The organism is Maribacter luteus, from assembly GCF_009674825.1.
Lineage (GTDB): Bacteria > Bacteroidota > Bacteroidia > Flavobacteriales > Flavobacteriaceae > Maribacter_A > Maribacter_A luteus.
Map to the genome: position 1 here is coordinate 569260 of NZ_WKJH01000002.1, position 18975 is coordinate 588234.

16 protein-coding genes and 1 tRNA gene are annotated in these 18975 nt (G+C 40.8%); 14 read left to right on the forward strand and 3 right to left on the reverse strand.

Translation table 11 applies throughout. The features are described from left to right. Positions 1–114 precede the first annotated feature (114 nt). Genes GJ691_RS05620 through GJ691_RS05630 form a run of 3 tightly spaced genes read left to right on the forward strand, consistent with a single transcriptional unit; the run spans position 115 to position 3310 of the window. Positions 115–1263, forward strand: a complete 1149-nt coding sequence (locus tag GJ691_RS05620; protein ID WP_154364634.1) for a COG1470 family protein — start codon at positions 115–117, stop codon at positions 1261–1263. Further along, positions 1263–2237 (forward strand): ABC transporter ATP-binding protein, encoded by a 975-nt coding sequence (locus tag GJ691_RS05625; protein ID WP_154364636.1) that lies wholly within the window; start codon positions 1263–1265, stop codon positions 2235–2237. Before GJ691_RS05620 ends, GJ691_RS05625 begins: the two co-directional genes overlap by 1 nt. Next, the gene (locus tag GJ691_RS05630) at positions 2234–3310 is read left to right on the forward strand and encodes an ABC transporter permease (RefSeq protein WP_218944420.1); all 1077 of its coding nucleotides are present in this window, start codon (positions 2234–2236) and stop codon (positions 3308–3310) included. Before GJ691_RS05625 ends, GJ691_RS05630 begins: the two co-directional genes overlap by 4 nt. Before the next feature lie 118 nt (positions 3311–3428). Here GJ691_RS05630 and GJ691_RS05635 read toward each other — a convergent pair. Continuing rightward, a tRNA-Leu gene (locus GJ691_RS05635) sits at positions 3429–3509 on the reverse strand. 151 nt (positions 3510–3660) lie between these two features. On the opposite strand from GJ691_RS05635, the gene GJ691_RS05640 reads away from it, so the two are divergent. The 3 genes from GJ691_RS05640 to pth all read left to right on the forward strand — a co-directional run bounded on the left by GJ691_RS05640 (position 3661) and on the right by pth (position 5978). Beyond that, on the forward strand, positions 3661–4602 hold the full coding sequence (locus GJ691_RS05640) for a ribose-phosphate pyrophosphokinase (RefSeq protein WP_154364638.1): 942 nt from the start codon (positions 3661–3663) through the stop codon (positions 4600–4602). Between the two features lie 35 nt (positions 4603–4637). Then, positions 4638–5270 carry a 50S ribosomal protein L25/general stress protein Ctc gene (locus GJ691_RS05645; RefSeq protein ID WP_154364640.1) on the forward strand — a complete coding sequence of 211 codons (633 nt, stop codon included), beginning with the start codon at positions 4638–4640 and terminating at the stop codon, positions 5268–5270. A gap of 78 nt (positions 5271–5348) precedes the next feature. Further along, a complete protein-coding gene (pth, locus tag GJ691_RS05650) occupies positions 5349–5978 on the forward strand; it encodes an aminoacyl-tRNA hydrolase (protein ID WP_154364642.1) in 630 nt (209 codons plus the stop codon). A 2-nt stretch (positions 5979–5980) separates the two neighbouring features. On the opposite strand, the gene GJ691_RS05655 is transcribed toward pth, so the two are convergent. Further along, on the reverse strand, positions 5981–6661 hold the full coding sequence (locus GJ691_RS05655) for a fibronectin type III domain-containing protein (RefSeq protein ID WP_154364644.1): 681 nt from the start codon (positions 6659–6661) through the stop codon (positions 5981–5983). Then, positions 6658–10437 carry a reprolysin-like metallopeptidase gene (locus GJ691_RS05660; protein WP_154364646.1) on the reverse strand — a complete coding sequence of 1260 codons (3780 nt, stop codon included), beginning with the start codon at positions 10435–10437 and terminating at the stop codon, positions 6658–6660. The genes GJ691_RS05655 and GJ691_RS05660 overlap by 4 nt, the downstream gene beginning before the upstream one ends. A gap of 51 nt (positions 10438–10488) precedes the next feature. Here GJ691_RS05660 and GJ691_RS05665 point away from each other — a divergent pair, with 51 nt between their 5' ends. The 8 genes from GJ691_RS05665 (at position 10489) to GJ691_RS05700 (ending at position 18950) form a co-directional block, all read left to right on the forward strand. Next, positions 10489–11415, forward strand: a complete 927-nt coding sequence (locus GJ691_RS05665; protein WP_179955034.1) for a bifunctional riboflavin kinase/FAD synthetase — start codon at positions 10489–10491, stop codon at positions 11413–11415. Beyond that, on the forward strand, positions 11415–12746 hold the full coding sequence (locus tag GJ691_RS05670) for an HTTM domain-containing protein (RefSeq protein ID WP_154364648.1): 1332 nt from the start codon (positions 11415–11417) through the stop codon (positions 12744–12746). Before GJ691_RS05665 ends, GJ691_RS05670 begins: the two co-directional genes overlap by 1 nt. Before the next feature lie 68 nt (positions 12747–12814). Beyond that, a complete protein-coding gene (serS, locus tag GJ691_RS05675; protein ID WP_154364650.1) occupies positions 12815–14086 on the forward strand; it encodes a serine--tRNA ligase in 1272 nt (423 codons plus the stop codon). Positions 14087–14194: 108 nt separating this feature from the next. Continuing rightward, on the forward strand, positions 14195–15937 hold the full coding sequence (locus GJ691_RS05680; RefSeq protein ID WP_154364762.1) for a tetratricopeptide repeat protein: 1743 nt from the start codon (positions 14195–14197) through the stop codon (positions 15935–15937). Positions 15938–16014: 77 nt separating this feature from the next. Then, positions 16015–16326: a DUF4286 family protein gene (locus tag GJ691_RS05685; RefSeq protein WP_154364764.1), complete on the forward strand. Its 312-nt coding sequence runs from the start codon at positions 16015–16017 to the stop codon at positions 16324–16326. A 4-nt stretch (positions 16327–16330) separates the two neighbouring features. Continuing rightward, the gene (rsmA, locus tag GJ691_RS05690) at positions 16331–17200 is read left to right on the forward strand and encodes a 16S rRNA (adenine(1518)-N(6)/adenine(1519)-N(6))-dimethyltransferase RsmA (protein WP_154364652.1); all 870 of its coding nucleotides are present in this window, start codon (positions 16331–16333) and stop codon (positions 17198–17200) included. Then, positions 17187–18539 carry a magnesium transporter gene (gene mgtE / locus GJ691_RS05695; RefSeq protein WP_154364654.1) on the forward strand — a complete coding sequence of 451 codons (1353 nt, stop codon included), beginning with the start codon at positions 17187–17189 and terminating at the stop codon, positions 18537–18539. Before rsmA ends, mgtE begins: the two co-directional genes overlap by 14 nt. 45 nt (positions 18540–18584) lie before the next feature. Beyond that, positions 18585–18950 (forward strand): cupin domain-containing protein, encoded by a 366-nt coding sequence (locus GJ691_RS05700; RefSeq protein WP_154364656.1) that lies wholly within the window; start codon positions 18585–18587, stop codon positions 18948–18950. Positions 18951–18975 lie beyond the last annotated feature (25 nt).

The following is an 18975-nucleotide window of genomic DNA, read 5'->3' on the forward strand; positions in this document are numbered from 1 at the left end:
AGGGAGGTCTGATTCCATATGAAAACGACTTCCAACCAAACTATGAAAAATCAATTTTAATATACGCTGGTTAAGCGGCAAAATCTTTAACCCTTTTGTATTAAACACTTTTATATGAAATCTAGTAGAAATTACGTGCAAAGCGTATTGTTTTTGTTCACCTTTCTGTTTTTTTATGGTCAAACCGTAAAGGCCGGCAACGGCATAACCCTTTACACACCGTACACCAATATTTCGGTACCTCCTGGGGAATCGATAGACTACTCCATTGAGGTAAACAACTATGGAAGCCAATTAAAGGATGTAGAAATTAACCTGACAGGTATTCCCGATGGCTGGGACCACACCTTAAAGGCCGGCGGCTATACCATTAATCGTATAGCGGTACTTCCTGGAGAGAAAAAAACCTTATCGCTTACCATAAATGTGCCTTTAAAGGTAGATAAGGGAAAATATAACATTAAACTCATTGGTAAGAATTACGACATTCTCCCCTTAGTGATCAATGTTTCTGAACAAGGAACATTCAAAACCGAGTTCAGTTCCGATCAAATAAACATGGAAGGGCATGCCAAATCCAATTTCAACTTTTCCACTAAATTAAAAAACCATACGGGCGAAAAACAAGTCTATTCATTGATGGCCTCACCACCACGAGGCTGGAACGTAGCTTTTAAACCTAATGGCAGGCAAGCGACCGCAGTAGAGATTGCCCCAAACAAAACAACGAATGTTACCGTAGAAATAAAGCCTTCGCCTCTTGTAAAATCGGGTTCCTACAAAATACCTATTAAGGCCGCCAATAAATATAGCACTGCCGAATTGGAACTTGAAGTGGTCATTAAAGGCTCCTATGACATGGAACTTACCACGCCCACGGGATTATTGAGTTCCAGCATTACCTCTGGGAGGGAAAAACAGATAGAACTTCTGGTGCGGAACATAGGTTCAAGTGAATTACGCAATGTTACTTTTAGCTCTACGAAACCCAAAGATTGGGAAGTAACCATTGAACCGGACACTATTCCCCAGATTAAGGCAGGTGGAAGTGAAAAAGTGCAAGCGACCATTAAAGCAGCGGATAAATCAGTTCCAGGTGATTACCTTCCCAAGATTACAGCGAAGACCCCGGAAGCCTCATCAACAGCTTCAATCAGGGTACTGGTCAAAACTCCTTTATTATGGGGTTGGCTGGGAATCTTCATTATATTGGGAACCTTAGGTGCTATTTATTACCTATTTACTAAATACGGGAGAAGGTAATGGCTGAAAAGAGTATTGAAATAACCGGATTAACAAAAAAATACGATGGTTATGTTGCCGTGGACAACCTAAGCTTATCCATAAAAAAAGGTGAGATTTTCGGTTTATTGGGACCCAATGGCGCGGGTAAATCAACTACGATTCTTATGCTACTGGGTCTTACCCAATTCGATTCCGGCAGTGTAAATGTGTGCGGCATAGACACCAGTAGATATCCGCTAGAGGTCAAAAAAAAGGTGGGCTATTTACCGGAGGATGTCGGATTCTACAATGAGTATACAGGTCTACAAAACCTTTTTTACGTTGCACGTTTGAACAACATTCCCTCGGAACAGGCAAAGCATACCGCCCTCGATATCTTGGCCCAAGTAGGTCTTGAAGATGCAAAGGACAATAAAGTCTCTAGTTACTCGAGAGGTATGCGCCAAAGACTTGGACTTGCCGATGTACTTATAAAAAATCCGGAAGTGATCATCTTGGACGAACCAACCTTGGGACTAGACCCTGAAGGGGTGAAAAAATTTCTGCAACTTATTGTGGGACTTAGCAGAAAAAAGGGGATTACCGTCCTATTCTCATCCCATCATTTACATCAGATACAGCAAGTATGCGATCGGGTTGGAATTTTTGTCAAGGGCAAATTACTGGCAGAAGGCAAAATCAGTTCTTTGGCAGAACAATTGTTCACTAAAAACACATTTACCCTAGAAGGAGGAATATCATTAATTAACGACGGTGTTGGTAAAAATCCCAAACCCATAAAAGAACTGACCGATCGATTAACACGGCTTAAAGGTGTTGCAAAGGTTGATTTCAAGGACAATCATTTTACGGTTGAATCCCAAAACGATGTTTCCCACGAGTTATCCAGACTGATCGTGGAATCCGGTTATGGCCTTAGCCACTTAATCAAAAAAGAATATGGTCTGGACGACATTTATCATCAATATTTTCAAGCAGGCAAAAGTTCATGAAAAACAATATCATTACCACAGGCGTTTCAAAAATAACAGCAATTGACCTTCCCGGTCGGATATCGAAACTACGTACCTTAATCGCAATGGACAAAAGCATAGGGAAAAACAAAAGTTCATTCCCTTGGGAACCGTTCAAAGCCATGGTACAAAAGGAAATTACCGACCATATTAGAAATTGGCGTTTTATCATCCTATTTGCCATTATTTCCCTGGCCTGCATGGGAACCTTATTCTCCACATTGAATGACGGAATGAAAACACTTGCGGCCGACAATGCGGAAAACAGCTTTTTTTTCTTGAACCTGTTCACCAAGTCCGACGGCACCTTGCCCTCATATTTTGTGTTTGTGGGATTCTTGGGGCCTTTGTTCGGCATAAGTTTGGGGTTCGACGCCATTAGTTCCGAACAGAACAAAGGCACGTTAAGTCGCGTATTGGCACAACCCATTCCCCGTGACAGTATTCTTAATGCCAAATTTTTGGCAGGTATAATCGTGATAAGCGTAATGCTGTTCTCCTTGACCTTCCTGGTCTTAGGAACTGGATTGATAGCCGTGGGCATTCCTCCTTCGGCCGAAGAATTCATGCGTATAATGGTTTATACGTTTTTCAGTATCATCTATGTATCTTTCTGGCTGAACCTTTCCATATTGTTCTCCGTACGTTTTAAACAACCGGCAACTTCCGCTTTATCAGGGATTGCGGTTTGGTTGTTTTTCACCATTTTTTACCCCTTGATCGTGAATATGATCGTAAAAGGATATGAACCTACAAAATACGCTTCTCCAAAGGCCATTCACTTTTATGAAAATCTTAAATTCTATTTAGTACAGATTATCCCCAATGAACTGTTCGATGAGATTACCTCTGCCATTCTTATGCCTTCTGTACGTAGCTTGGGACCCCTTACCATGGAACAATTGCAAGGGGCCATCCCCACTTCACTGCCATTGGGGCAAAGTATCTTATTGGTTTGGCCACAGTTTACCGGCTTACTGGCATTGACGCTGCTGTGTTTTTTGTTTTCGTACCTCGTCTTTATGAAACGTGAAATCCGTTCAAGGGGATAAGAACATCTTCCTGACAGTTAAATAAGAAATACACACCATGTACTTAGGGGGTAAATAGAGTAATCATGAACTGTACAAAATGAAAAAAGCCAAGACGTTCGTCTTGGCTTTTTTTATGTACTCGAGGTGGGAATCGAACCCACACTCCAAAGGAACTGGATTTTGAATCCAGCGCGTCTACCAGTTCCGCCACTCGAGCATTTCAAATTAGGACTGCAAAACTATAAAATATTTTTCTTTCCAGAACAAAAAATAACAAGATTTATCCTTTAGCAACCCAAATAAATTTCTAAATTTGCACCTCCTTTGGCCAAAAGGAGTTCAATAAATTGAAAAACAACGCGTTAAACATGGCTTACCAAAGACCTGAACCTAAGATTTTTGCCTGTACACAGAGTACGGCATTAGCGGAAAAAATTGCCAAGGCCTATGGCACCCATTTAGGAAAGGTAAAATTCTCCCGATATAGCGACGGGGAATTTCAACCCTCATTCGAGGAGTCGGTACGTGGGGCCCGTATCTTCATTATAGGTTCTACCAACCCAAGTTCAGAAAACCTTATGGAAATGTTGTTGATGCTAGATGCTGCCAAACGTGCCTCAGCTAGACACATTACAGCCGTAATGCCATATTTTGGTTGGGCACGCCAAGACAGAAAGGACAAACCTAGGGTTCCCATTGCAGCAAAATTGATTGCCAAGATGCTCGAAACCGCTGGGGCCACCCGTATAATCACCATGGATCTTCATGCGGATCAGATACAAGGCTTTTTTGAAAAACCGGTAGATCATTTGTTCGCTTCTACCCTTTTCTTGCCTTATCTTAAAAAATTAAACTTGGACAACCTGACCATTGCATCACCTGATATGGGAGGTTCAAAAAGGGCATATGCCTATTCCAAGGCACTGGATTGCGATGTGGTAATCTGCTATAAACAAAGGGCCATGGCCAATGTTATTTCCCATATGGAGCTAATTGGTGACGTCAAAGGCAAAAATGTGGTACTGGTAGATGATATGGTAGATACCGCGGGAACATTGACCAAAGCAGCCGATTTAATGATGGAGCGCGGTGCTACTAGCGTAAGGGCGATTACGACCCACGGGCTTCTTTCCGGTAATGCTTATGAAAAAATAGAAAAGTCACAATTATTGGAATTGATCATCACCGATTCAATTCCGATAGAAATAAAAAGTGATAAAGTTAAAGTTATTAGTTGTGCCGATTTATTTGCCGATGTTATGCATAGGGTACAGCACAATACATCAATAAGTTCAAAGTTCTTGATGTAACCATAAAAAGTTTAGTATTAATTTTAAATATAACAATGAAGTCAATTACAATTAAAGGATCAGAAAGAGAAAGCGTGGGCAAAAAGGCAACGAAAGCCCTACGTAATGCTGGAAAGGTTCCTTGCGTGATATACGGAGGGGAAAAACCATTACATTTTTCAGCGGATGAATTATCATTCAAAAACTTGGTTTACACTCCAAATGCACACACAGCTGTGATTGAATTGGATAATGGTGACAAAATTGATGCGGTAATGCAGGATATCCAATTTCATCCTGTAACCGATAAAATCATCCACATTGATTTTTATCAACTTTTCAAAGACAAAGAGGTTACTATGGATATCCCTGTAACATTGGAAGGAAACTCTCCTGGGGTAAGAAGTGGTGGTCGTTTGTTATTCAGAAAAAGAAAACTTACCATCAAGGCATTACCGGACAACCTTCCCGATTTCTTCAATGTGGATATATCTAAATTGAAAATCGGTCAGAACATTTCCGTTGAGTCGTTAAGAAATGATGATTTCACCATCTTACACCCTGACACCACAGTAGTAGTACAAGTTAAAACCGCTCGTGCCGCTGTTGCTGTTGAAGAGGATGAAGAAGATGAAGAAGCAGAAGGTGCAGAAGCCCCAGCGGCCGAAGCAGCTGAGAGCAACGAATAAATCGGGTCTAACCCTAAATAAAAAGCATCCCGAACATTCGGGATGCTTTTGTATTTTTATAAATATGTTCACCTTTCCATGTTACATTTTTTAAAGACCATATTTAAAAGCGAAAGATCATTTTTGAAAGAAACAGACCCTATGAAAAAATTTTTAGTCGTAGGACTCGGTAATATTGGAAGTGAATATGCCGAAACGAGACACAATATCGGCTTTAAGGTTTTAGACCAATTGGCCAAGACACAGGAATTCACTTTTGAAACCGCGAAACTTGGTGATATAGGTACATTTAAGATAAAAGGACGTAGTGTTCTGTGCCTAAAACCTTCAACATATATGAATCGAAGCGGCAAAGCCTTGAAGTATTGGATGGAGAAGGAAAAAATTCCATTGGAAAATGTTCTGGTAGTAACCGATGATATCAACCTGGAATTCGGTACTATAAGACTGAAAACAAAAGGTAGTGACGGGGGGCACAACGGACTCAAGGATATTCAACTCTTTCTCAATTCAACAAATTATAATAGATTCCGTTTTGGGGTAGGCGCCGATTTCAGTAAAGGAAGACAAATAGATTATGTTCTTGGAGAATGGAATGAAACAGAAAAAACGGCCTTAACCGAAAGGCTCGAAAGATCATCCCAACTAATAAACTCCTTTGTTCTCTCTGGGGTGAAATTAACCATGAACCAGTTCAACAATACATAAAATCAAAGTGCTTTGAAACTAAAAACACCTGATTGCGAACTGTTACCCTCACCATCCCTTGTTATTACCCGCCAATAATATGTAGTATCGGCACTTACACTGACTACCTGTTCCAAATTCGTGGAAGTGATTGTTGCGATAAGGTCCACTGGTGGGTTTTCAGTAGAAAAATAGATCTCATATCCGGTTATGTCTCCATCGACATCCGCTCCCGTCCATTCTAACGTCACTTCATTGTTTACATCCTTAAAAAGTGATGCGCCATTTTCAGGGTAAACCACTTGAGCCGGAAAAGGAGTGTGCGTCTCAACAGAGCCGGCATTATAAAAATACCATACGTTACTACTGGCAGTTTCGGAAACCTCCGTATTCCTAGATCTAACGAACCAAGAAAAAGGTTCGCCCTTTTCAATCGGCAATTTGGCCGATACGGCGCTTGTATTCAAGGTTTGGGTAATATTGGTATTTAAATTGGTTACCCTAAGCTCATAACTATCGGTATGGTCGGCGGCTATCCATTTAAACTCGATTTCACTTGTCGTATCGTTCAGATCACTTCCGGTCGTACATTCCGAGTCTTTGTCCGGAAAGACCAAACTAGCGGCCTCTGGAGGGCCAGGACTGCTTTTTTTACTACATCCCAACAGAAGAACACCAAATAGCAATAATGCGATTACCCTCATTGTTTAACGATTTTAGTTGTTCCTTTTATTCTATCGCCCGTAAACTTAACAATATATACTCCGGATGTCAAAGTTGACATATCCAAAGGAAGCTCCATACCATCAACGGTAAATGTACCGGCCATTACCAACCTACCTTCCATCGTAAACACCTCGATATTCACGTTCTCCATATAAACCCCTAGAAAAACCGTTGTAGATGCCACAAACGGATTTGGGTAAATGAAAGGCTGGGCATCTATAAATATAGTTTCTTCATATACACCTTGGCAAGGTATATCGGTATACACTTTCAACACATTGACCCCTTTCTTTAATCCAAGGGAAATTTGAGAAGCTGATGTTCTAATAATTTCATTGTTCAATTCAATCGTAAAGTCGTCAGAGCCTTGCAAGGTTAAGACCGTCAAGTCTTCTTCATAAGACACTTTAGAGAGAACTGACAATGCTTCCGGCTGGGAAATTACGACTTCAAAACAATACTCCTCATAATCCAATATTCCATCAGTTCCCCCAACACACACATTATAGGTACCGGCCATTAAATTGCCAAGGGTGTAATCGCTACTGAAAGAATCGTTTACGCTAACCCCGTTACCGGTTATGGCTATTTCATAATCCATTGTTTCCAAAGTTGAGATTTCAATAGCGCCATCATTACTATCATGACATGCTTCACTCTGGGCAGTAACGGTAAAGTTATCACTTGCAAACCTATATACCGGGCATCCGAAAACATCTACCTCAACACCCAATGGGGTTCCTAAACAAAGATCATCCCCATCATCATAGACACCATCTTGATCCTCATCGGGCCTAAAAGCACCTTCTACACAAACATCCATGGAAAAAGCTATTAACGACCCACCGTCAGAAGCCGCGGTATCATCGATTTCCAAAATCCACTCCCCGTAGAGCGACTCCCCATTAAAAGAGCTCAATGAGCCTAAAGGTTTAACGGTACCACTAATAGCCGGATCGCCGTTACAGATAAAATTCCCGGCATCGTCATCAAAGGTCGCATTTACGTTTTCCAAATCCCCACATGAACTTGACATCAAGACCACTGTAGTTCCTGAGGGAGAAATCAACTTAACCACTAAATCGGCCAAATAACTATGATCCAACTCCACATGAACATTTACATCTGCCAAAGCTATATCATCAAAAAATGCGATTTTCGAAATAATCGTAGGGGTTTCTACCGGGGATATCTCCAAAGGAAGGTCCGTTGCTTCCTTACTATCACAATTATATTCGACAGTAGTGAAACCGAAAGGATCGGAATACTCACCTTCCCCGCAACCATTTATAGGTTTCACCCTCCAAAAATATTCCGTCTCATATTCAAGGTTCAAAGGGGAGTATGTATTATCGGTAACCGTATTCGTCTCTATAATATCCGTGAACAAAACGTCCGTTGCTATTTGAACTTCATAGGAAGTATATGAGGCCGCATCTTCCCATTCCAAGAAGGAGCTCGCCGAAATATCGACCGCCCCGTCTGCCGGTGCTAAAGGCACTGCATTCGGAAAAACGTCATCATAAACTTGTAGCTCCAAAGCAATATTCTTGGTAACACTATCTGAAATCGCCTCAATTTCGATGGCATATAACGCTTCGGGAACACTGGCGGTATTTGAGAATGTTACGGTAACCGTTGTATCATTGACAGCTGTTTCCGGCGAAAAAACAATATCCATGCCTAATGGAGGGTTAGGCACACTAAAGGTGACCTCATCCATAAAACCGGCATAAGTCTCATATTCAAATGTAGTAACCAGTTCATTGGGCTGACAAACTTCGTATTCCAACTCGGTAAAATTCAAAACTACACTAGACTCTTCAATAGTAAAATCAGCGGCATTTACCGCAAAAAATATGTTGTCCTTTGCCTTGACCATAATTCGGGCCGTAGTTGTCGGAGTACCTGGTAAAACCACTTTATGGTCACCGTCATTTGGCACATCTTCCGCCAAAGGAATCGTAAAGGTCGCTCCCCCATCTATAGATAATAAAATATCAACCGTTTGAACGTTAACCGGGGCAATATCGGTATTTGCGACATCCCAAACTATATTTTGAGCGGTCCCGGCGGTATATGTTTGACTAGCGGCCTGCGATATCATTTCAAACGGGCCTGCGCTACTGACCACGGAAACCTGCATTAGATCGGACACTACTTGGCCGCCACCTTCAGCGTTGTCCCTGACCGTTAATGCAAAATTCATTTCCCGTTCTACATCAGAAACCGTTTCCCATGAAGAATTTACGTCAGGATTCGTTTCTGTTAAATTACCCGCCAAAACGCTCGCTAACTTGGGAAAATAACGTGTAGGATCGGTTGTTGGTTTTTGGGAACGGAAATTCGCCCCACTTACATTTGTTGGCCCAAATGATGATTGGGTCACTACCCCATCGTTAGTTTGTTCCCAAGTATAGGTTAAAATATCGTCAACATCTACATCGGAAGCATTACCCGTTAGGGCGAATGCGGTTGACCGTGGTATAGCATAATCACCCATAGGAACTATGACAGGGGGGTTATTGGTAAGATCTACGATTTGTGCACAATCAACCGTATTCAGATACTCCGATATCTGAAAGATACTGTAATAATGAAAATAATCATCTCCGTTTGCAGCCACATTGTTTACCCCTGAAATACCGGCATATCCCATAATAGTGGTTCCACTACCCGGTTCCGCTTGTACTTGGGTACCTTCAGATTCAAAAGACCAGGTATGGTTGGCCCCGAATTGATGTCCCATTTCATGGGCCACATAATCCAAATCAAAAGTATCACCTACCGGGTTTTTTTTCGCCGAGTATGCACTGGCCTTTTTGTTATCTGCACACACAGACCCAATATAACCCGCATTACCACTATTTTGATCACTACTTTCTACCCTATGGAACAAATGGGCCACATCAAAATTCTCAGAACCGATACTATCCGTAATGGCACTTTGCGCCTCGGAGTTTAAATCGGAGCCATAGGGATCCGTAGAACTATCTGTATAAATGATCTTATCAGTATCGGGTATGATTTCCAAGGTAACGCCCAAATCAGACTCAAAAACCTGATTGACCCTCGTAACCGTTGCATTTATAGCTGCCAAAGCGTCTGCAACCGTACCACCATGATATGTGGTATATTCACCTGAAGCCGAAATTGCCAGTCTGAACTTTCGTAATTTACGATCATCTACCTGCTTAGCGGTTAAGGAAGGTAGCCCTTGAATAACCGAGCTTTTGGTATCACAAATAAATACCTTGTCAACATTGGCTTCCCCTTCCCTGGAATAAATGAGATAATCCCCTTCATTCGTTTTTTGCAGATAAGTGTTACCTTTTTTATCCCCGTAAACAAACATGGCCTGAATACCTTTGTGGGACGAACTGAAACGTACCTTATCATCCCTGTTTTTTAAACTATAACCTGAATATGATTTTATTTCGGGGAATTTATCTGCCAACTCTTTGGACAACACCGGGGTTTCAACAACCATATATTCAACCATCTCCCCTTTTTCGTTAGGGAAACGAACTGTCCTTGATGATTTTTTTCCGGTATTTCCTTGATTGATTTCAGTTTTGAACGCAGTCTCATCAAAGGAATAGATTCGACCTTTTTTTACATCAAATCTATTGGAAATCGATGTTTTTAAATTAACGGAACCGGATTCCTGTTTCCAATAGTTACGTTGTGCATATCCGCAAAAGGAAAGAAATAATATGGATATTGAAAAAACTAGACGTAATTTTGAAACCATTCAAGGGTTTTTAACAATATCAAATATAAGTCTTTTTATTTTTTATTCTTCGTGATAACAGTCCAACGCATCGATAATTATGATAAAGAACATCCTACGGCAATTACCATAGGAACCTTTGACGGGGTTCATATCGGGCATAGGAAAATCTTGGGCAAACTTATCGAAAATGCCCAAAGCCTGAATTTAAAATCAACCGTACTTACCTTCTTCCCGCATCCTAGGATGGTGCTTCAAAAGGACACCGACATTAAATTGTTGAACACCATCGAGGAGAAAAAAATGATATTGGAACATTTAGGTTTGGATTACCTGATCATACATCCATTCACCAAGGAGTTCTCCCGATTATCGGCCACCGAGTTTGTTCGGGATATTTTGGTGAATTCACTAATGGCCAAAAAAATCATAATCGGATACGACCACCGTTTTGGAAGAAACAGGGAAGCGAACATCAATGACCTGATCGCATTCGGAAATGCATTGGATTTTGAAGTGAGCGAAATTCCTGCTCAAGAAATCGACGAGGTATCGGTAAGTTCCACTAAAATAAGAAAAGCCTTGGAAGAGGGCGATATCGATGTTGCAAACAGTTATTTAGGCTACCCCTACATGCTTACAGGAGTTGTACAGAAAGGTAAGGGTTTGGGGCGTACTCTCGATTTCCCGACGGCCAATCTATTTATCAAAGAAACGTATAAGCTCATACCTAAAAATGGTGTTTACGTGGTACAAACCAAAATAAATAACAATTTGGTCTATGGCATGATGAATATTGGCTACAATCCTACGGTCGCAGGTAAAGAAAAGAGTATAGAAGTACATTTGTTCAATTTTAAACAGGACCTTTATGGCCAAAAACTACAAGTAGGAATTTTGGCCCGCCTACGTGATGAACATAAATTTGAATCGGTCTCCGCGTTAAGGGATCAATTGCAAAAAGACAAAGAAACCTCACTTGCTTTACTAAACGGCTAATGTTCGATCGTATTTTTTTCAGCAAGATCGATAACGCACCTTTACTGGTTTTTAGGGTTTTCTTCGGTATCCTCATCACTTTGGAAAGTTTCGGGGCCATTGCCACCGGATGGGTCAAGAACACCCTTATACTACCTAAAACAACCTTTTCGTTCATTGGCTTTGAATTTCTTCAACCCTTGCCCGGGCCCGGTATGTACTTCTATTTTGTAGTCATGGGAACACTAGGGATCTTTGTTGCCCTTGGATATAAGTACAGATGGAGTATCATTGGTTTTACCCTCTTATGGCTTTGCGTGTACCTAATGCAAAAAACATCGTACAACAACCATTACTACCTATTGTTCCTGATTTCTTTCTTGATGTGTTTTTTCCCTGCAAATACCGGGTTGTCGATTGATGCGAAACATAATGAAGCTATTCGTAGCAACACCATGTTTTCTTATGTTAAATGGATGGTCGTTGCCCAATTGTTCATTGTATATACTTACGCCTCTATAGCAAAATTGTATGGTGATTGGCTCGACTATGGCATAATCGAAATCTTAATGCGTAGCAGGCAGGATTACCCCATTGTTGGCCCTTTTTTACAGCAACCATGGGTTCATAAAACCATTACCATAACCGGAATAGTCTTTGATGCATTGGTCATACCTGCTTTGCTCTGGAAACCCACTCGAAAGATAGCCTTTATCATTGCCATATTTTTTCATCTCTTCAATTCCATAATTTTCCAAATCGGCATTTTCCCTTATCTCGCCTTGGCTTTTACCGTATTCTTTTTTGAACCCAAGACTATTCGTGGCATCTTTTTCAGAGACAAAAACAAGAATGCCGATAAAAGCATCACAAAACCTTCAAAAGGTAATTTATTCATAGTGGGTTGTAGCCTTTATCTTCTTATACAGATTATTCTCCCAATTAGGCATCATTTTATTGCTGACGATGTTCTTTGGACCGAGGAAGGTCATCGCTTAAGTTGGCGAATGATGCTTCGAAGCCGATCAGGGAAAATCCAATTCAAGGTCGTGAACCATACCAGCGGTAGCGCCCATATTATAAAACTGAAAGACTACCTATCGAAAAAACAAATGCGGAAAATCGCTGCCTATCCCGATTTTATTTGGCAATTTTCACAACATCTACGTCAGGAACACCAAGCCAAAGGAGATAGCATATCGGTCTACGCCTTGAATTCCAAAGTAAGTATTAACGGAAAGCCGCTCAAAGCCTTTATCGATCCCAAGGTAGACCTGGCGAATGAAAAATGGGATCACTTAAAACATCATGAATGGATATTCCCTTCAAACCATAAAAACAAGACCGAATAAAATAGTTAAACCCTCGATTGAAACATTGATCAATTAACCTTAAATTTGCCCCTTAACAATAAAATTCCATGCTACAGCTACAGGTCGTAAGAGAAGAAAAGGATAAAATCATCACCGCTTTAAAAAAACGGAATATTGATGCTGCCCCATTATTGGAAAAAGTACTTCAATTGGATGAAAAAAGACGTACCACCCAATCTTTATTGGATAATACCTTGGCCGAGTCCAACAAATTATCGAAAGAGATCGGTATGCTTTTTAAAAGTGGCAAAGCTCAGGAAGCGAATGTTTTAAAAGAAAAGACCGGAAGCTTAAAGGAAGATTCCAAACGTCTAAGTGAAGAACTGAATACTGCCGCAAAGGAATTGCAAGATGTACTGTATCAAATTCCGAACATACCCGACGACCTTGTTCCCGCCGGTAATTCAGAGGATGATAATGAGGAAATTTTCAAAGAAGGGGATATCCCAACTTTAGACCCGAACGCATTACCACATTGGGAACTTGCCAAAAAATACGACATCATAGATTTTGAGCTTGGTGTAAAGATCACCGGCGCAGGTTTTCCGGTGTACAAAGGTAAAGGGGCTAGACTACAACGTGCTTTAATCGCATATTTCTTGGACAAGAATACAGAAGCCGGCTACACTGAAATGCAGGTACCTCTTCTTGTGAACGAAGCATCGGGTTACGGTACGGGCCAGTTACCCGACAAAGAAGGACAAATGTACCATGTAGGTGCCGATGACCTTTATTTGATTCCTACGGCGGAAGTACCCGTTACCAATATATTCAGGGATGTTATCATCAATGAAAACGACTTCCCTATTTGCTTAACCGGTTATACGCCTTGCTTTAGAAGAGAGGCAGGAAGTTATGGCGCCCATGTACGTGGACTTAACCGCCTTCATCAATTCGATAAGGTAGAAATAGTCCGTATTGAACACCCCACAAATTCTTATAAGGCCTTAGACGGAATGGTAGAACATGTAAAGACCATATTAAAAGACTTACAGTTACCCTATAGAATTTTACGTCTTTGTGGTGGGGACCTTGGTTTTACTTCTGCACTTACTTACGATTTTGAGGTTTTCTCTACGGCACAGGACCGTTGGTTAGAGATCAGTTCCGTATCCAACTTTGAAGCCTTCCAGGCCAATCGACTAAAGCTTAGGTATAAGGACGAAAATGGGAAGACCCAATTGGCGCACACCTTGAATGGCAGCTCATTGGCATTACCAAGGGTTTTGGCAGGCATTTTAGAAAACTACCAAACTCCGGAAGGCATAAAAATACCGGATGTACTGGTTCCCTATTGTGGTTTTGATATAATAGACTGATCCGGTTTTTTGTAAACCTTAACATTGGCTTATTCGTTTCTGCGTATCTTTGGGAAAAACGTGCTTTTGAGGGTATTCCTAATATTCATTGCTCTATGCTGCTCACAAATGGCCTTGGCCCAAGATGATTTTTTGGCCAAGCAGTATTTTAATGATGGTGCTTTTGATAAGGCTGTGGTCTTCTATGAAAAATTGGTGGAGAAAAATCCACGCAGAAGTGATTATTCCGAAGGACTGGTTGCTTGTTACCAACAATTGGAGCGTTATTCCGAAGCGGAAGCATTTCTACTCGAAAAAATAAAGAAAGGCAACACATACCCCGTTTTCCTTATAGAGTTGGGACATAACCATACCTTACAAAATAACACGGAAAAGGCTTCGGAGTATTATGACAAAGCACTTGCCGGTATTGAGGAAAATCCCAACTACGGGTACAGCATAGCGCTTCGATTCCAGAGTTATTCCTTATTGGACTATGCCTTAAGTGCCTATAAAAAATCAATGGAGCTAAATCCAAAATTGGACTACAACTACCAAATGGCGCGCATTTATGGGGAGCAAGGCAATATAGACAAAATGTACAATTCTTACATGAATTTGCTCATGAACGGGAAGACGTCAAAATCTAACGTACTGCGGAGTATCGATGATTTTATCTCTTCGGACCCGGAAAACGAAAACAACATCAAACTTAAAAAAGTATTGTTACAACACGCCCAACAAAACCCTGACTTGCTCTGGAACGATCTTTTAAGTTGGTTGTTCGTTCAACAGAAACAGTACAATAGTGCGTTTAGACAAGAGAAGGCTATTTTTAAACGTATGGAAGGCAGTACGGTTCAACGTCTGGACAATCTCGGGAACCTGGCCTTAAACGATAATGAAATTGAAACCGCACGATCCATTTTCGAATATATCGCCGAAAAATCTACGGATGAAATCGCCCGTTTAAATGCCCAATTGAATTTGATAGATATTGAATTGATGGATTTGGATCAAAGAAAACTGAATACCATTGACGAACAATTCAAAACCCTTATCACTACCCACGGATATAAAGGCCAGACCTTGCAACTTCAAATTGCCTATGCCAATTTCCTGACTTTCAAAAAGAACAATCCAGAACCTGCCATCGATATTTTGAAAAACTGCCTGAAACTGCCATTGAACGCACGGGGAAAAGCCTATGTTAAATTGGCCTTGGGAGATATTCTGGTTTTTGACAAAAAATTCAATCAGGCACTTATCTATTTTTCCCAAGTACAAAAAAGTTTAAAAAACGATGTGTTAGGTCAAAATGCACGATTCAAAGTAGCCCAAACCAGTTTCTATAAAGGCGATTTTGATTGGGCCCTTACCCAATTGAAAGTCCTTCGTAGCTCCACCTCACAATTGATCGCGAACGATGCCATGCAATTGAGCCTACTTATCGCGGACAATTCTTTGGAAGACTCAACAAAAACAGCCTTGAAAAAATATGCCCGTGCCGATCTATTGGCTTATCAAAACAAAACCCAAGAAGCCATTTCCACATTAAATGACATTCTTTTAAACCATAAAGGTGAAAAGATAGAGGACGAAGCACTACTTAAACGAGGACAGCTTCTAGAAAGTATAAAGGATTATGAAGCGGCAAAATTCAATTATCAAAAAATAACGGAATTCTATACGAACGACATCCTGGCCGATGATGCTTTTTTTGCATTGGGGGAATTATATCGAAATGTATTGAACGAACCCGAAAAAGCTAAGGCCCAATACGAAAAGATCATTTACAATTATCAAGACAGTTATTATTTTCCGCAAGCAAGGAAGAACTTTAGGATGCTTCGGGGAGACAGTATAAATTAATCCCAATCAGCTACAATGATAACACTATAATAATGAATGTGATCATCGATTGTGAGCTTAAAATGAATCAGAAAAAAATGTACATATACAACGTTACTACCAATATTGAAGAATCTATCCACGACCAATGGCTTGCCTGGATGAAAGAAACACACATTCCCGATGTCTTGGCCACAGGAAAATTCCTTTCTGCAAAAATGTGCAAAGTATTGATTGAAGAAGAAATGGGGGGAGTTACCTATTCGGTTCAGTTCACTGCGGTCGACAAAGAAACGCTACAGTCATATTATCAAGATCACGCCCCAACCCTAAGACAGGAAGCATCAAAGTTGTTTTCCAATAAATTCGTCTCTTTCCGAACAGAACTAGAAGTTATAAGCGAGCACTGATACTATGGTCAAAAAAAAGAAAAAAGGATCGAAACCATATAAAAAGGATTCTAAATATCGAAAGGACAACGGCCCCGTAAAAGCCAAGAAACATTTAGGTCAACATTTTTTGAAAGATGAGGATATTGCCAAACAAATTGCCGATACACTTACTCTTGACGGATATCGGAACGTGCTCGAAATAGGCCCGGGAACCGGAGTGTTGACAAAATATCTTTTACAAAATGAAATAGACCTTGTGGCAATGGATTTGGATTCGGAATCCATTGTGTACCTCAATCAGAATTTCCCGCTTGAACATCCTGAAATCTTGGGAAACAACAATTCGTTCAAAGTACTCGAGGCAGATTTCTTAAAATATGATCTATCAACTCTTTTTGGATCGGAGCCCTTTGCGATTACGGGTAATTTCCCTTACAACATTTCGACCCAGATCGTATTTAAAATGCTCGAATGGCGTCATCAGATTCCAGAATTCACGGGAATGTTCCAAAAAGAAGTGGCCGAACGGATCTGCGCCAAAGAAGGCAATAAGACCTATGGAATACTATCCGTTTTCACCCAAGCCCATTATAATGCGGAATACCTCTTTACCGTATCCCCAGAAGTTTTCGATCCCCCACCAAAAGTACTCTCCGGTGTTTTAAGATTGACCAGAAAAGAAAACCATGACCTCGATTGTGATGAAAAATTGTTCTTCAGAATAGTCAAAACAGCCTTTAACCAACGAAGAAAAACTCTTCGAAATAGCTTAAAAACCTTTGAGCTTTCCAATATTCTCAAAGAAGATACTATCTTTGACCAACGTCCTGAACAATTGGCTGTGGCCGACTTTATAGGGCTTGCAAAGAAGATAGCGAATGACACCGTTTAAACTCACAGAAGAGCTCCTATCGGAAATAGGACAACTGATAGAGAACCAACAGAATTCCACACTGGAAACCATGTTGGAAGAAGTGCATTATGCCGATATCGCAGAGATCATCAATGAACTGAATGATGGGCAGGCCACTTATCTTATCAAACTTCTTGATAGTGACAAAACCTCCGACGTACTAACCGAGCTCGACGAGGACATTCGTGAAGCAATCCTGAATAACCTATCCGCAAAAGAGATCGCCGGGGAGTTGGAAGAATTGGATACCGATGATGCTGCCGATATCATTGGGGAACTCCCAAAGGAAATCGTAAATGAGGTAATCTCCAAAATCGAGGATAGGGACCATGCCAAAGATATTGTAGATCTATTACGTTATGATGAGAATTCCGCTGGTGGACTCATGGCCAAAGAGCTTGTGAAAGTTCGTGAAAGTTGGAATGTACTTACTTGTGTAAAAGAAATGCGTGCCCAGGCCGAGAATGTAACCCGGGTACACTCTATTTACGTAGTTGATGACGATGATAAGCTAAAAGGTAGATTGTCATTGAAAGATTTATTGACAACCTCAACAAGAAGCCACATCAGTGACGTATATATTCCCAAGGTAGATTCTGTAAACGTTAATGAAAAGCCTGAAGAAGTCGCCAAAATAATGTCAAAGTATGATTTGGAGGCCATTCCCGTAGTAGATGAAATGGGCCGTTTGGTGGGCAGAATCACGATCGATGATATTGTGGATGTTATACGTGAAGAAGCGGAAAGGGATTACCAAATGGCAGCAGGTATTTCCCAGGATGTTGAGGCGGATGATAGCATCTGGGACCTTACACGGGCACGCCTTCCATGGCTCTTCCTAGGCTTAGTGGGTGGCGTTGGGGCAGCAGCGATCATGGGCGGATTTGAGGATATGATCAGTAAACATGCCATATTGTTCTTCTTTACCCCTCTTATTGCCGCCATGGCCGGTAATGTTGGTGTACAATCAAGTGCGATTATCGTTCAAGGTCTTGCCAATGATGATTTAAAAGGTGGTGTAGGTAACCGTTTGATAAAGGAAATGCTTTTAGCCACTTTGAACGGCTTGATCTTAGCTGGTGTCTTATTGATATTCACATGGATCTATAAAGGAGACTTTTTAACGGCATTGGCCATTTCCATATCACTTGTGGTGGTTATCATCGTTGCCGGACTCATAGGAACCTTCATCCCCCTTTTTCTTGACAAAAGAGGTATAGACCCCGCAATCGCCACAGGTCCCTTTATTACCACTAGTAATGACATCTTCGGTATCTTGATTTACTTCTCCATTGCCAAGATACTTTTGGGAATTTAATCGGTACATTACTGCTAATTTAGAAATTAAAAAAACCACAACAGTATGAAGGCCATAAACCTAAAAGAAAAATATGCCGAATTCAAAGCACAATGGCATCCCCATGAAATAGCAGTTGTAGACAACATGCGTGTGCTTTTGGCTAAAATTCAAGGTGAGTTCGTCTGGCATGCCCATGAAAATGAGGATGAACTTTTTCAAGTCATAAAAGGTACATTGTACATGCAATTTCGAGATAAGACAGTTGAAGTCAATGAAGGAGAGGTTATTGTTGTACCCAAGGGCGTGGAACACAATCCCATGACCAAAAACAATGAAGAAGTACATATTTTACTTTTTGAAAAATGTACCACTGCCCATACGGGATCCGTGCAAGATGAAAAAACACAGACAGATTATCCAAAAATTTAATACATTGTTGCTGCGAGTTCACTAA

Coding starts and splice junctions, on each gene's coding strand:
- GJ691_RS05620 (WP_154364634.1), top strand. CDS start 115: ATGAAATCTAGTAGAAATTACGTGCAAAGCGTATTGTTTTTGTTCACC.
- GJ691_RS05625 (WP_154364636.1), top strand. CDS start 1,263: ATGGCTGAAAAGAGTATTGAAATAACCGGATTAACAAAAAAATACGAT.
- GJ691_RS05630 (WP_218944420.1), top strand. CDS start 2,234: ATGAAAAACAATATCATTACCACAGGCGTTTCAAAAATAACAGCAATT.
- GJ691_RS05640 (WP_154364638.1), top strand. CDS start 3,661: ATGGCTTACCAAAGACCTGAACCTAAGATTTTTGCCTGTACACAGAGT.
- GJ691_RS05645 (WP_154364640.1), top strand. CDS start 4,638: ATGAAGTCAATTACAATTAAAGGATCAGAAAGAGAAAGCGTGGGCAAA.
- pth (WP_154364642.1), top strand. CDS start 5,349: ATGTTACATTTTTTAAAGACCATATTTAAAAGCGAAAGATCATTTTTG.
- GJ691_RS05655 (WP_154364644.1), bottom strand. CDS start 6,661: ATGAGGGTAATCGCATTATTGCTATTTGGTGTTCTTCTGTTGGGATGT.
- GJ691_RS05660 (WP_154364646.1), bottom strand. CDS start 10,437: ATGGTTTCAAAATTACGTCTAGTTTTTTCAATATCCATATTATTTCTT.
- GJ691_RS05670 (WP_154364648.1), top strand. CDS start 11,415: ATGTTCGATCGTATTTTTTTCAGCAAGATCGATAACGCACCTTTACTG.
- serS (WP_154364650.1), top strand. CDS start 12,815: ATGCTACAGCTACAGGTCGTAAGAGAAGAAAAGGATAAAATCATCACC.
- GJ691_RS05680 (WP_154364762.1), top strand. CDS start 14,195: ATGGCCTTGGCCCAAGATGATTTTTTGGCCAAGCAGTATTTTAATGAT.
- GJ691_RS05685 (WP_154364764.1), top strand. CDS start 16,015: ATGTACATATACAACGTTACTACCAATATTGAAGAATCTATCCACGAC.
- rsmA (WP_154364652.1), top strand. CDS start 16,331: ATGGTCAAAAAAAAGAAAAAAGGATCGAAACCATATAAAAAGGATTCT.
- mgtE (WP_154364654.1), top strand. CDS start 17,187: ATGACACCGTTTAAACTCACAGAAGAGCTCCTATCGGAAATAGGACAA.
- GJ691_RS05700 (WP_154364656.1), top strand. CDS start 18,585: ATGAAGGCCATAAACCTAAAAGAAAAATATGCCGAATTCAAAGCACAA.